General features: G+C 65.8%; 12 protein-coding genes and 1 other RNA gene. 9 read left to right on the top strand and 4 right to left on the bottom strand.

The features are described 5' to 3' along the window. The first annotated feature begins 112 nt into the window (after positions 1–112). A complete protein-coding gene (gene rsmI / locus DBR20_RS17315; protein ID WP_108267214.1) occupies positions 113–931 on the top strand; it encodes a 16S rRNA (cytidine(1402)-2'-O)-methyltransferase in 819 nt (272 codons plus the stop codon). 52 nt (positions 932–983) lie between these two features. Here the strand turns inward: rsmI and DBR20_RS17310 are convergent, their stop codons facing one another. Continuing rightward, on the bottom strand, positions 984–1,838 hold the full coding sequence (locus DBR20_RS17310; protein WP_108267212.1) for a nucleotidyl transferase AbiEii/AbiGii toxin family protein: 855 nt from the start codon (positions 1,836–1,838) through the stop codon (positions 984–986). Continuing rightward, complete coding sequence (locus DBR20_RS17305) at positions 1,835–2,485, bottom strand: type IV toxin-antitoxin system AbiEi family antitoxin domain-containing protein (RefSeq protein WP_258223414.1); 651 nt, start codon at positions 2,483–2,485, stop codon at positions 1,835–1,837. Before DBR20_RS17305 ends, DBR20_RS17310 begins: the two co-directional genes overlap by 4 nt. A 72-nt stretch (positions 2,486–2,557) precedes the next feature. Between DBR20_RS17305 and DBR20_RS17300 the strand changes: the two genes are divergently transcribed. Continuing rightward, the gene (locus DBR20_RS17300; protein ID WP_181393114.1) at positions 2,558–3,367 is read left to right on the top strand and encodes a PDZ domain-containing protein; all 810 of its coding nucleotides are present in this window, start codon (positions 2,558–2,560) and stop codon (positions 3,365–3,367) included. Between the two features lie 83 nt (positions 3,368–3,450). Next, an RNA gene (rnpB, locus tag DBR20_RS17295) (RNase P RNA component class A) lies at positions 3,451–3,802 on the top strand. A gap of 134 nt (positions 3,803–3,936) precedes the next feature. On the opposite strand, the gene DBR20_RS17290 is transcribed toward rnpB, so the two are convergent. Then, a complete protein-coding gene (locus DBR20_RS17290; protein WP_108267206.1) occupies positions 3,937–4,416 on the bottom strand; it encodes a DM13 domain-containing protein in 480 nt (159 codons plus the stop codon). A gap of 713 nt (positions 4,417–5,129) precedes the next feature. After that, positions 5,130–5,906, bottom strand: coding sequence for an NRDE family protein (locus DBR20_RS17280; protein ID WP_108267201.1), 777 nt, complete (start codon positions 5,904–5,906; stop codon positions 5,130–5,132). A 324-nt stretch (positions 5,907–6,230) separates the two neighbouring features. Here DBR20_RS17280 and mraZ point away from each other — a divergent pair, with 324 nt between their 5' ends. The 6 genes from mraZ to DBR20_RS23425 all read left to right on the top strand — a co-directional run. After that, positions 6,231–6,677 carry a division/cell wall cluster transcriptional repressor MraZ gene (gene mraZ, locus DBR20_RS17275; protein ID WP_025876601.1) on the top strand — a complete coding sequence of 149 codons (447 nt, stop codon included), beginning with the start codon at positions 6,231–6,233 and terminating at the stop codon, positions 6,675–6,677. A gap of 14 nt (positions 6,678–6,691) precedes the next feature. Then, positions 6,692–7,660 carry a 16S rRNA (cytosine(1402)-N(4))-methyltransferase RsmH gene (gene rsmH / locus DBR20_RS17270; RefSeq protein WP_108267199.1) on the top strand — a complete coding sequence of 323 codons (969 nt, stop codon included), beginning with the start codon at positions 6,692–6,694 and terminating at the stop codon, positions 7,658–7,660. Further along, positions 7,657–7,920 (top strand): cell division protein FtsL, encoded by a 264-nt coding sequence (ftsL, locus tag DBR20_RS17265; protein WP_025876599.1) that lies wholly within the window; start codon positions 7,657–7,659, stop codon positions 7,918–7,920. The genes rsmH and ftsL overlap by 4 nt, the downstream gene beginning before the upstream one ends. Beyond that, complete coding sequence (locus DBR20_RS17260; protein ID WP_108267197.1) at positions 7,917–9,761, top strand: penicillin-binding protein 2; 1,845 nt, start codon at positions 7,917–7,919, stop codon at positions 9,759–9,761. The genes ftsL and DBR20_RS17260 overlap by 4 nt, the downstream gene beginning before the upstream one ends. After that, positions 9,758–11,266: a UDP-N-acetylmuramoyl-L-alanyl-D-glutamate--2,6-diaminopimelate ligase gene (locus tag DBR20_RS17255; protein WP_108267195.1), complete on the top strand. Its 1,509-nt coding sequence runs from the start codon at positions 9,758–9,760 to the stop codon at positions 11,264–11,266. The genes DBR20_RS17260 and DBR20_RS17255 overlap by 4 nt, the downstream gene beginning before the upstream one ends. Then, positions 11,263–12,021: Mur ligase family protein (locus DBR20_RS23425; protein ID WP_258223413.1), on the top strand; the 759-nt coding region annotated here is incomplete at its 3' end. The genes DBR20_RS17255 and DBR20_RS23425, both read left to right, overlap by 4 nt.

Raw genomic sequence — 12,021 nt, 5'->3', positions numbered from 1 at the left:
GGGCAGAGATGCGTGCGGCGGGCTTGTTCATGATCGGGTCCATGCGATGAGGGCAGCGGCCTTGGCCAGGTACACGCTAGGATTCTACCCTTGCCCCGTGAGTACCGCTGAAATGAGTGTCCCAACCCTGTATGTCGTCGCCACGCCGATCGGCAACCTGGCCGATCTGAGCCCGCGCGCGCAGGACGTGCTGCGTTCGGTGGCGGCCATCTGCGCCGAGGACACCCGCCGCAGCGGCCAGCTGCTGTCCCATTTCGGCATCCAACAGCCGCTGGTGGCGCTGCACGAGCACAACGAAGAGGCGCTGGCCCAGCGCCTGGTGGCCCGCCTGCAGGCAGGCGAATCGCTGGCGCTGGTCAGCGATGCCGGCACCCCGCTGGTCAGCGACCCCGGCTTCCGCCTGGTGCGTGCGGCGCGCGCGGCCGGCATCAAGGTCAGCCCGATTCCCGGCGCCTGCGCCGCCATCGCCGCGCTGAGCGTGGCCGGCTTGCCCAGCGACCGCTTTACGTTCGAGGGCTTCCTGCCGGCCAAGGCCAGCGGCCGCCGCGATCGCCTGCAGGCGCTGGCCGGCGAAGTGCGCACGATGGTGTTCTACGAATCCTCGCACCGCATTACCGAATCCCTGGCCGACATGGCGGCGATCTTTGGCGGCGAGCGCCCGGCCGTGCTGGCGCGCGAGCTGACCAAGCTGTTCGAGACCGTGCTGGACGGCGACCTGGCCGGGCTGCTGGCGCAGGTGGAAGCGGACGACAACCAGCGCAAGGGCGAGTTCGTGGTGATGGTGCAGGGCGCTGGCGATGATGCCGAGGCGCAGCTGGCCCATGGCCGTCAGGTCTACGCCAAGCTGAGCGAGCACCTGCCGCCGTCGACCGCCGCCAAGCTGGCGGCCGAATTGACCGGCGCACCGCGCAAGGCGTTGTACGGCAGTTGATGCGCGGGGTCGGACCCCTGCAGGGGCTCCGACCTCAGACACCCGAGGGTCGTTACGTGTGCAGCGTGCGGATGAAGGTGCTGATTTCACCTATCACTACGTCCAAGGGTGGGGCCAACAGGCGATTTCTGCGCAGGAAGGCTCTCCACTGCGCCTGTTTCTGCGCATCGTCGGCAAATGCCTTCGACAAGCCGAACGGCAGCGCTTGCGGCCAATGTGTACCGCGGCGTTCGAACGTTGCGCGAATCGCCTCGCTCAGTGAGGAGGTTGCCATTTCACCTTCGCGCGCCAGCGCCAGCAGATCGAAGTAGTCCTTCATCCTGCTGTTGGCGATGCCCAGTACTGTGATGGCTTCGAGTTTCTCGGCGAAGACGGCTTCCCGCGGGTAGACCCGCAATCGGGGTGACGGGAACTCATCGAGCAGTACCGGGTAGTTGCATTCAGGCGGCGGCTGATGGACGGCATCGCCGAACCCGACATCCCATTGGACGTGGCAGCGGGCATTGCCCAACTGAGCGCACAGTCGCATGCGCAGTCCCTGGTAGTGGGAGCCTTCGCGTATCGATTCGATGGCAGCCGAGGCCGCATCGAACTGCAATCCATCGTCCAGTTCAATCGCGCACAGGTCATGCACGATGCGTATCAGCTGCTGGGGATCAGACGATCCGTGCCCCAGGAAGTCGGCATCACGGGTGGGCCTATGAGGAACGTCGAACCATATCGCGAAAAGCATCGCGCCCTTCAGCAGGAACTGCTGCCGGTAAGGGGACATCGACAGCCGGTACAGCATCCGCTCTACCGCGAAGCGATCCAGTACGAACTGGAAGTCTTCGTCGCGCTCCCGTGCGCGGTCACGCAGCCGCTGCCGTATGGAGCGGATGCGGTCTGAGGAGGGCGTGGAGGTCATGCCAGCGCTTCAAGATAGGGGCGCATCAGTCTGGCAACGCGGCAGAGGCGTGCATACCTCCAAAGCTCATCCACGGTGGTCGCGCCCTCGCGCAGCGCGTCCCGCAGCGCTTCGATGGCAACGTCCATACCCACCAGATTCCGGTACTTGAAGCAGTCGGCAACGGTTTTGGCCACGCAGGTCGTGCGCACGTGCCGGCGTCCGACCTGCAGTGGTTCCAGCCCCGCCTCCAGTGTCTTTTCCGACATGCGGACAACCCGCAGAGGCGGCCAGTCGATACGGGGCGCACGATCCTTGTTGCCAATGGCAATCCAGACTTCGAAGGGTGTCTGGGTGGTCAGGCCGTGCTGGCGCAGGGCGCTCAGCAGGCACAGTCGCGGCGAAGCAGTGCGCTCGGCGACAACCTGCAGTCCCTCCTGTCCTTCCGCCGAAGCCAGGCCGGGCAGCATGTACACGCCCCGGGACAGCCGTTGCAAGTTGCCAGCGGCGACAAGTCGCGACAGCTGCGCGCGGGCTACGCCGGCGCGGACCAGATCGCGCGAGCGTGCCGCGCCCGTGCGCTGGATCAAGGCCTTGGCAATGGCGAGTGGGTCGGTCATTGGGCGATTGTTCCATAGTGTCGGTATAAATGAAGTAAATACCGACAATTTGGAACAAGGGTTGAGATGTTAGTTTTGGGGCGTCGGGGGAAGTCCCGTAGTTCTTCATGGAGGAAAAAGATGCTGGCAAACGGACTGTCATTGCTGCTTGCCCTGGTTGGCGCGCCCGCCCCGGTCACCGCGGGCGACGACATCGAGGCCATGACCGAGGCCGATCTGGGCCGGGATTACATCGGCTACGCGCTGTTCGACCCCGGTCTGGTGAGCATCAAGCAGCTGGATCCGGCCCGGAACTACAGTCGCTACGTGATGTACCGCATGGCGCGCGATGTTCTGGAGTCGTACGACGCTTGCCTGCAGGTGGACGCCGACAACCGCGCAACGATCGAGGCGGCGTACCAGCAGGTAGTAAGTACCCAGCAGCGGTACGTCAGCGCGACGCAGTGGCGCGACCTGCAACTGGCGCTGCGCGCTGGTCGCATGCAGCTGCCCGAACGCGCGCAGTGGCAGTGCGGGGCCTTCGTGGATAACGCGCCCTATTTCGACGCAGCGTTGGACGACGCCTTGCTGGGCGCGGCCGAGCTTGCGCGCGACCGGGCCGGTGAGGGTGATCTGCGCAATGATGCGCTGCGCCCGGTGCTGGGGATTCAGATGAGTGGCCCTGCCGTGGTTGAAGCCGAGCCCGACGACGGTCCCGCGCGCCGGGCCGGCGTGCGCATGGGGGATGAAGTGCTGGCGGTGGATGGCACCCGGGTGAAGACGGTCTTCGGTATTGGGCAGGCGTTGAAATCCCGCAATCCAGGTGACCGGGTGGAGGTGAGGCTGCGCCGGGTTGAATGGGACGGCATGAAGCCGCAGTCGCGCGAACTGACGGTGACGGTGGAGCTGGAGTCGCGGGCGGCCTTGATGGGGCGTGCGAAGCCTCGGTAGATCCACGCCATGCGTGGATGGATGAAGCGCGCGCCGCGATCAACCCGGCAGGGCAGGCCCGCGTGCGGTAGAATGCGCACGGCGGAGTCGGCCAGACAGTCGCGTCATCCCTTCGGGGGTGCCGAGGAAAGTCCGGGCTCCATAGGGCAAGGTGCCAGGTAACGCCTGGGCGGCGCAAGCCGACGGAAAGTGCAACAGAAAGATACCGCCTACGTCTTCTTCGGAAGGCCGGTAAGGGTGAAATGGTGCGGTAAGAGCGCACCGCGAGTCTGGCAACAGACCGGTACGGCAAACCCCACCTGGAGCAAGACCAAATAGGGATCCATTGGCGCGGCCCGCGTTGGATCCGGGTAGGTTGCTTGAGCGTTGCGGCGACGTAACGCCTAGAGGAATGACTGTCCACGACAGAACCCGGCTTATCGGCCGGCTCCGCCCCTTCATTCCATCCACGTGCATCCACGCATGGCGTGGATCAGGTAGTGCCGGCCGCTGGCCGGCAACCTCCGGATCTTCGGGCAGTTCACGCGGCTGCCGGCCAGCGGCCGGCACTACCCGGATGATGTCCGGCCTCAGCCCGGCGTGCGGTACTGTCCGGCGGAAATGAACTGCGAGAAGCGCTCGCACCACACCACCACGGTGGTGAATTCGTCCACGTCCACATCGGCCGGCACATCCACCAGGAAGCGGTTGAAGGTCTTGACCTCGCCGATACGCTGGGCCTTGTCCTTGATCTTCAGGAAGTCGGCTCTGTTGTCGACGAAGTCGTGGACCAGGTAGACCTTGTAGTCCGGGCCCGGGCCCATCTCGCCGTCGAAAGCGACCTGGCGGGCGCTGACGCTGACCTTGCCTTCGGCCCAATGCACGGCGTCACTGCCCTTGATGTCGCGACGGAACGTGGTGCGATAGGTGGCGTCGGCCATCGCGGTCTGTACCTGCTCAACCGGCGGATCGTCGGGGGCGATCAGGATGGGCAGGAAATACACGCCCAGACCGAAGCCGAGGCCGAGGGTGAGCAGGTGGGTGGCGACAAGAACGAGGATGCGGCGCATCGATGACTCCCTATGGATCGAAAGCGCGCGGGGAACCGCGCCAGGTCATCGTGTGGCGCTGGCCGGGACATTTATAGACACAGAAACAGGCACAGCCCGCGAGACATGAGCGCATTGCCGCGTCCTTCCACTGTCGCAAAACGCTCTGCCGGAGTGCCCTGAGCCTACACGTGCAGCGGAAGGTTCAGGATTGGTGCGGGCTCTCTATATGCCTGCGGCACAAGTGTCGTGCGTTCGTTTAGACGTGATTTACCGCGTCAGGTCCCATCGAAATCCGCGCGGACGGAGACAGTCGCTTTACCCAGGCGATAGGGATCGTCAAGGTGTGCCACGCAGTCAACTGTGCCTGTTTGCTAGTGGAGTAATACACCTTGCCCATCAATCCCCTTCGACGGATGCTGCAGTACGCCGTGGCCATGTGGTTTGGCTTCGCGCTTGCGCTGTACCTGCTTCCCCTCATGGAGACCGGGAGTGACTTCTGCCGCCGCGGCGTGCACTGCGATCTTCTGCCATCACCGCATCAACCGGCCGCTCTGGTCGAGTCCGTGCAGGGCCCTGAAAGCACTGATGCGGCGTCGGAAACAGCAGGGCAGCGAGGCCGCCCCCCTGCGCTGCTGCGTATCACGTGCCTGCGCAGGTTGTTTTCCCATTCGTGCCGAAGCATGAACTGATCTTTTCTGGTGAGGGTGTTGTCGGGTCGATTCCAACCTGACTTAGAACACCACGCTGCTCTGACCAACGGGCAGACCCTGCGGCCCAAATCGCCGCTCGTGGATTTCGCCGTGGCCGTCCGCGTCAATCAGCAGCACGGTGCTGGCGCGGGTGCCGTAATCGTCGCCGCGGATGAAGGCGGGGCTGAGCCAGCGTTCGCGCTCCAGGCCGATGCCGGTATCGGGCAGGTCGCTGTCGGCCGGGCGATGTTCGTCGGCGAGGGCGTTCCACAGTGGGGTCGGATCCCTTTCCCCTTGGGAAAGGGATCCGACCCCGCCTTGTTCCAGCCAAGCGGAAAGCGCGTCCATCAATCGCCGGGTCTTCGGCCAGGGTGCGTCGATGGCACCATTGGACATGCCATGTACGCCTGGGCCAAGTGACTGCCGCTCGGCCGGGTGGTTGCCCAGGTATTCCAGGCTGTTGCCATCGGCCAGCAGCAGGTTGAAGGGGGCGTAGGCACCGGAGATCCCGGCCAGACGTTCTATATGCGTACCCGCCGGGTCGCGGCCACGCAGGTAGTCGGCCACCAGGGCGCCACGTGACGGCCCGGTCTGGGACGCCTGCGGATCGCGGACGTTGGTCACCACCGCCATGCGGCCGCCGGCACCGACGCCGGCCCAGCCGCCGCCGGAGCGCAGGTCGCGTCCCCCGATGACGGACGTCTCATCCTGCCAGGGGGCCAGGGCCGCGGTGGGGCGGGCGTGGAACTCATCACGGTTGCCAGCCATCACCAACCGCCAGCGCGGGTGGTGCAACCAGCCAAGAGCAAGCAGGCACATGGGGCCATTGTGCCCGGTTTGCGCAGAACGGCGTCGCTTTCGGCCCGTTCTGGATGAATGCGCAGGCTATGTTTCACGCGCCGTCCACACCCCTGAACTTCCGTTCAATCTCAAAAATTGAGACGGATCAGCAACTTGTGGATAAACCTTGAACAACTCTCTAAACATTGTTGCAAGCCATTGATGCGGCTGGCGATTTCTCCTCGGAAAAGTTGTTGACAACCCTTTGGCCGCTGCTAAGGTGGGCATCAGAGGGAAATCCGGGTGTTTTGTGGATTTTCGTGGTTCAATGTTTCACCGGGCGAAGGATAAGGTGCAGGCGTCGTGTTCCAGGGCGAGACGGCCATCACAGTTGACGACAAAGGACGCATGGCGGTTCCCACCGCTCACCGCGACCTCGTTGCGCGCGTCAGCAACAACCGTCTCGTGTTGACCTACAACCCCTTCGAATCGGGCTGCCTCTGGCTGTATGCCGAGTCGGAATGGGAACGGGTACGCGACGACGTCATGTCCAAACCCAACACACAGCGCGTCGTACGTCTGCTGCAGCAGAAGCTGGTCGGTTCAGCCGCCCACCTGGAGCTTGACGGCAACGGTCGCATCAGCATTCCCGCCAGCCACCGCGGTGCGGTGGGCATTGAGAAGAAGGCGGTATTGCTCGGTATGGGCGACAAATTCGAATTGTGGAGCGAGCAGGCGCATCGGGCCCTGATCCAGCAGACGTTGTCTGATGAGGATCTGGGTGATGGGTTGCTCGACCTGAAGTTGTGAGCCGGGGTGCCCGGATGCGCCCAGAAGCGCAGACCGGTCACCTTCCGGTGTCGCAGTCGCCGGCGGTGCATCTGCCGGTCCTGTACACCCAGGTCCTGGAAGGCCTGAGGGTGATCGAAAACGGACGTTATCTGGATGGCACGTTCGGTCGTGGCGGTCATGCACGTGGCGTGCTCACCCAGCTCGGTCCCGAGGGACGCCTGCTGGTCATGGACAAGGATCCGGAAGCCATTGCCGTTGCCGAGCGCGATTTCGCGCCGGACCCGCGCGTGTCGATCTTCCGCGGCAGCTTCGCCCAGCTGCTGCAGTGGAACGAGACCGCCGAAGGCCTGGATGGCGTGCTGTTCGACCTTGGCGTGTCCTCGCCGCAGCTGGATGTGGCCGAGCGTGGTTTCAGCTTCGGCAAGGACGGCCCGCTGGACATGCGCATGGACCCGGACAGTGGCGAAAGTGCTGCGCAGTGGCTCAATCGCGTGGAAGAGCGCGAGCTGATGGATGTGCTGTGGACCTATGGCGAAGAACGCCAGGGCCGACGCATCGCCAAGGCCATCGTGGCCCGCCGCGACAAGCAGCCGTTCTCGCGCACCGCCGAACTGGCCGAGCTGATCGCTTCGGTGATGCCGCGTGGGAAAGACAAGATCCATCCGGCCACGCGCAGCTTCCAGGCCATCCGCATCCACATCAACCGCGAGCTGGCCGATCTCGAAGCCGGGCTCGATGCGGCCGTGCAGCGGCTCAAGCCCGGTGGCCGGCTGGCGGTCATCAGCTTCCACTCGCTGGAAGACCGCATCGTCAAGCAGTATATGAACCGCCTGGCCAAGGCACCGCCGGCCAACCGCCGGCTGCCCGAGGCGCAGGTGTTCGTGCCGACGCTGGACCTGTTCGGTGGCGCCATCAAGGCTACCGATGAAGAGCTGGCGATGAACCCGCGCGCCCGCAGCGCCGTGCTGCGTGTTGCCCAGAAGCGGGAGGCCGATGCATGAGCCGGCTGCTGCTGATCATCCTGTTGGCCTGCACCGTGGCCTCGGCGATCGGCGTCGTGTTCGTGCGTCACCGTCACCGGCAGACGTTCATCGAGCTGTCGCGCGCCGAGCGTGCGCGTGATGACCTGAACATTGAATTCGGCCGCCTGCAGCTGGAGCAGGCGACCCTGGCCGAAGCCAACCGCGTGGACAGCATCGCCCGCGAAAAGCTCGGCATGAAGTTCCCCGAGGCCGCCGACGTCGTGGTGGTGCGCCCATGAGCAAGACCGGCCGCAACCGTCCCCGCAACGCCTTCAACCTGCGCCAGCGCCTGCGCTGGGTGGCCTTGGCACTCGGCCTGTGCTCGGTGTCGCTGGTCGGTCGTGCCGCCTACGTGCAGATCATCAACAGCGATTTCTACCAGCGCCAGGGCGAAGCGCGTTACCTGCGCGAACTGCCGATCAAGACCTCGCGCGGCATGATCACCGACCGCAACGGCGAGCCGTTGGCCGTGTCCACGCCGGTCGCTTCGATCTGGGTGAACCCGCAGGACCTGCTGCGTTCGCCCGAGCGCATCCCCGAGCTGGCACAGGCGGTGGGCATGTCGGTGGACGAGCTGAGCAGCCGCCTGTCGCAGAAGTCGGACAAGGAATTCATGTACCTGCGCCGCCGGATCAATCCGGACGAGGCAGAGCGCGTGGTCGCGCTGAAGATTCCGGGCGTGGCGGCACAGCGCGAGTTCCGCCGCTTCTACCCGCAGGGTGAGGCGATGGCGCACGTGCTGGGCTTCACCAACATCGACGACCGCGGCCAGGAAGGCCTGGAGCTGGCCTTCGACGAATGGCTGCGCGGCAAGCCCGGCGGCAAGCGGGTGATCCGCAACCGCAAGGGCGAGACGGTCGAGAGCGATCTGCTGCGTGCCGCAGAGCCGGGCAAGGACCTGACCCTCAGCATCGACCGCCGCATCCAGTACCTGGCCTTCAAGGAACTGCGCAACGCGCTGGTGGCCAACAAGGCGGCTGGCGGTTCGATGGTGATCATGGACGTGACCACCGGCGAGATCCTGGCCATGGTCAACCTGCCGACCTACAACCCCAATTCCGTGGGCGGTGCGGCCCCGGACACGCGCCGCAACCGCGCGGTGACCGATCTGGTCGAGCCGGGTTCGACGATGAAGCCGCTGACCATCGCCACCGCGCTGCAGTCCGGCGCGGTGACCAAGGACACCGTGATCGACACCAACCCGGGCTATATGACCCTGGGCCGTTTCACCATCCGCGACGTGCCGCGCAACAACGGCGTGTTGAATGTCACCGGCGTGATCACCCGCAGCTCGAACGTGGGTGCGGCCAAGGTCGCAGCGAAAATGCCCGACCAGGTGTTCTACGACGGTGTGCGCCGCTTCGGCTACGGCTCGGTGCCACACAGTGGTTTCCCGGGCGAGTCGGGTGGCGTGGTGCTGCGTCCGGCCCGCTGGTCGGGTACCACCAAGACCACCATGTCCTACGGCTATGGCCTGAATGTCACGCCGCTGCAGATCGCGACCGCGTATTCGGCGCTGGCCAACGGCGGCAAGCTGATCGCACCGACCTTCGTCAAAGGCCAGCGCAACGAAGGCCAGCAGATCATCGACGAGAACGTCGCCAAGCAGGTGGTGGCGATGATGGAAACGGTGGTTACCCAGGGCGGCGCCAAGCAGGCGGCGGTGCTGGGTTATCGCGTGGCCGGCAAGACTGGTACCGCACGCAAGACCGGCCCCGGTGGTTACGAGCGTGGCCACTACAACGCGCTGTTCGCCGGCGTGGTGCCAGCCACCAATCCGCGTTTTGCCACCGTCATCGTCATCAACGACCCGCAGGGCGGCAAGTTCTACGGCGGCCTGGTATCGGCGCCGGTCTATCACAACGTGATGGAAGGCACCCTGCGCCTGATGGACGTGCCGCTGGACGACCTGCAGTCGTGGTTGGCTGCGCAGCAGTCCGGAAAGATCGGCCATTCGGCGTCGGTACTGCCGGTGCCGCCGGCCGAAGCCGCACTGCCGGTGGATGCCGCCGCTGAATTCGATGCCGCGCTGCCCAGCGCGCAATCCCATGTGCCACCCGCTACGGGAGGCACGCAATGAGTCCTTCGATGTTGCTTTCGCAGTTGCTTCCGGACGTGGCCCTGGCGGGCCATGATCCCGTTTTGACCGGCCTGGTGCTGGACAGCCGTGCCGTGCGCCCCGGCAATGCCTTCGTCGCCATCGCCGGTTTCGGCGCGCATGGCCTGGGCTTTGTCGAGCAGGCGCGCGCAGCCGGTGCCGGCGCGATCCTGTTTGAAGCACCGGCGCCCGCCGAGCTGCCTGCACCGACCGATGCCATCGCCGTGCCGGGCCTGCGTGCGCGGCTGGGTGCGATGGCCGACCAGTTCCATGGCGCGCCTTCGCGGGCGATGACCATGGTTGGCGTGACCGGCACCAACGGCAAGACCTCCACCGTGCAGCTGCTGGCCCAGGCCTGGCATCTGCTCGATACGCCCAGTGGCAGTATCGGCACGTTGGGCGCCGGACTTTATGGTGCCGTCGAGCCGACTGGTTTCACCACCCCGCTGGTGCTGCAGATGCATGCGCTGCTGGCACAGCTGCGCGACAACGGCGCGCGTGCGGTGGCGATGGAAGTCAGCTCGCACGCGCTGGACCAGGGTCGCGTGGATGCCGTGCACTACGACGTGGCGGTGTTCACCAATCTGACCCGCGATCACCTTGATTACCACGGCGACATGGCCAGCTACGGCGCGGCCAAGGCGCGGTTGTTCCATCGTCCGGGCCTGAAGGCGGCGGTGATCAATCTTGACGATGCGTTCGGTCGCCAGCTGTTCGCCGGCCTGCCGGCGGGTGTACAGGCGATCGGCCTGAGCTCGCGCGGTGCCGAGGGTGCCAACGTACGCGCCGACGCACTGCAGCTGGATGGCCGCGGCATCGGGTTCGAGCTGATCATCGACGGCCAGCGCGTTGCGGTGCAGTCGCCGCTGCTCGGCCGCTTCAACGTGGACAACCTGCTGGCCGTGGCCGGCAGCCTGCATGCGCTGGGCCAGCCGCTGCCGCGCATTGCCGAAGTGCTGTCGGCGCTGCAGCCGATCCGCGGCCGCATGAACCGCCTCGGCGGCGAAGACGGCCTGCCGACCGTGGTGGTCGACTACGCACACACCCCCGATGCGCTGGAACAGGCACTGGACAGCCTGCACGGCCACCTGCAGGGCACGCTGTTCTGCGTGTTCGGCTGCGGTGGCGAACGCGATACCGGCAAGCGCCCGCAGATGGCTGCGATTGCCGAACGCCTGGCCAACCAGGTCATCGTCACCGACGACAACCCGCGTGGTGAAGATGGCGACGTGATCGTGGCCGACATCCTGGCCGGATTCGCAGACGCCTCCACCGTGACCGTGCAGCGCAACCGCGCGCGCGCGATCGGCCTGGCGGTGAAGCGTGCCGGTGACGGCGACATCATCCTGATTGCCGGCAAGGGCCATGAGCCGTACCAGGAAGTGAATGGCGTGCGCCATGACTTCGACGACACCGAAGTAGCCGCTGCTGCACTGGCCGCCAAGGTCGGTGTGCTGGCGGCGCAGGCCGGGGAGGGCGCGGCATGAAGCGCACCCTGCTTTCGCTGATCGCCCACTGGGCCGGTGGCGAGATCCACGGCGACGACGTGGCCATCGATGCCATCAGCAACGATACCCGCAGCCTTGGCCCGGGCAGCCTGTACGTGGCGCTGCGTGGCGAACGCTTCGACGGCCATGACTTCGCCGCTGACGCGCAGGCACGTGGCGCCAGCGCGCTGCTGGTCGAGCGCCTGCTGCCGCTGGACCTGCCGCAGGTGCTGGTCGCCGACAGCGAGCGCGCGCTGGCGAAGATCGCCGCCGGCATGCAGCGCGACCGTGCGACCGAACTGTTCGCCATCACCGGCAGCAACGGCAAGACCAGCGTGAAGAGCCTGCTGCTGGCGATCCTGCAGCAGGTGGCGCAGCACGCACACAAGGTGGTCTACGCCAACCCGGGCAACCGCAACAACGAGATCGGCCTGCCGCTGGCAGTGATCGACGCCCCGGAAGATGCCGACTACGCCGTCTACGAGATGGGCGCCGGCAAGCCGGGCGACATCGCTTACCTGACCGACATCGCGCGCCCGCGCTACGCCCTGGTCAACAACATCGCGCCGGCCCACCTGGAGCGGATGGGCAGCCTGCTCGGCGTGGCCGTGACCAAGGGCGCGATCTACGCCGCACTGCCGGCCGATGGCGTGGCCGTGATCAACGTCGACGACGCCTACGGGCGCTGGTTCGAACAGCATTTCATCGGTACCCCGGCACGTTGCCGGGTGCTGCGCTATGGCCTGGAACATACC

Source organism: Stenotrophomonas sp. HMWF023 (assembly GCF_003060985.1).
Taxonomy (GTDB): Bacteria; Pseudomonadota; Gammaproteobacteria; order Xanthomonadales; family Xanthomonadaceae; genus Stenotrophomonas; species Stenotrophomonas lactitubi.
This window is presented reverse-complemented; position numbering and strand designations above follow the sequence as displayed.

What these genes read in the sequence shown, in the direction of transcription:
- rsmI (WP_108267214.1), top strand. Translation starts at nt 113, where the DNA reads ATGAGTGTCCCAACCCTGTATGTCGTCGCCACGCCGATCGGCAACCTG.
- DBR20_RS17310 (WP_108267212.1), bottom strand. Translation starts at nt 1,838, where the DNA reads ATGACCTCCACGCCCTCCTCAGACCGCATCCGCTCCATACGGCAGCGG.
- DBR20_RS17300 (WP_181393114.1), top strand. Translation starts at nt 2,558, where the DNA reads ATGCTGGCAAACGGACTGTCATTGCTGCTTGCCCTGGTTGGCGCGCCC.
- DBR20_RS17290 (WP_108267206.1), bottom strand. Translation starts at nt 4,416, where the DNA reads ATGCGCCGCATCCTCGTTCTTGTCGCCACCCACCTGCTCACCCTCGGC.
- DBR20_RS17280 (WP_108267201.1), bottom strand. Translation starts at nt 5,906, where the DNA reads ATGTGCCTGCTTGCTCTTGGCTGGTTGCACCACCCGCGCTGGCGGTTG.
- rsmH (WP_108267199.1), top strand. Translation starts at nt 6,692, where the DNA reads ATGCGCCCAGAAGCGCAGACCGGTCACCTTCCGGTGTCGCAGTCGCCG.
- ftsL (WP_025876599.1), top strand. Translation starts at nt 7,657, where the DNA reads ATGAGCCGGCTGCTGCTGATCATCCTGTTGGCCTGCACCGTGGCCTCG.
- DBR20_RS17260 (WP_108267197.1), top strand. Translation starts at nt 7,917, where the DNA reads ATGAGCAAGACCGGCCGCAACCGTCCCCGCAACGCCTTCAACCTGCGC.
- DBR20_RS17255 (WP_108267195.1), top strand. Translation starts at nt 9,758, where the DNA reads ATGAGTCCTTCGATGTTGCTTTCGCAGTTGCTTCCGGACGTGGCCCTG.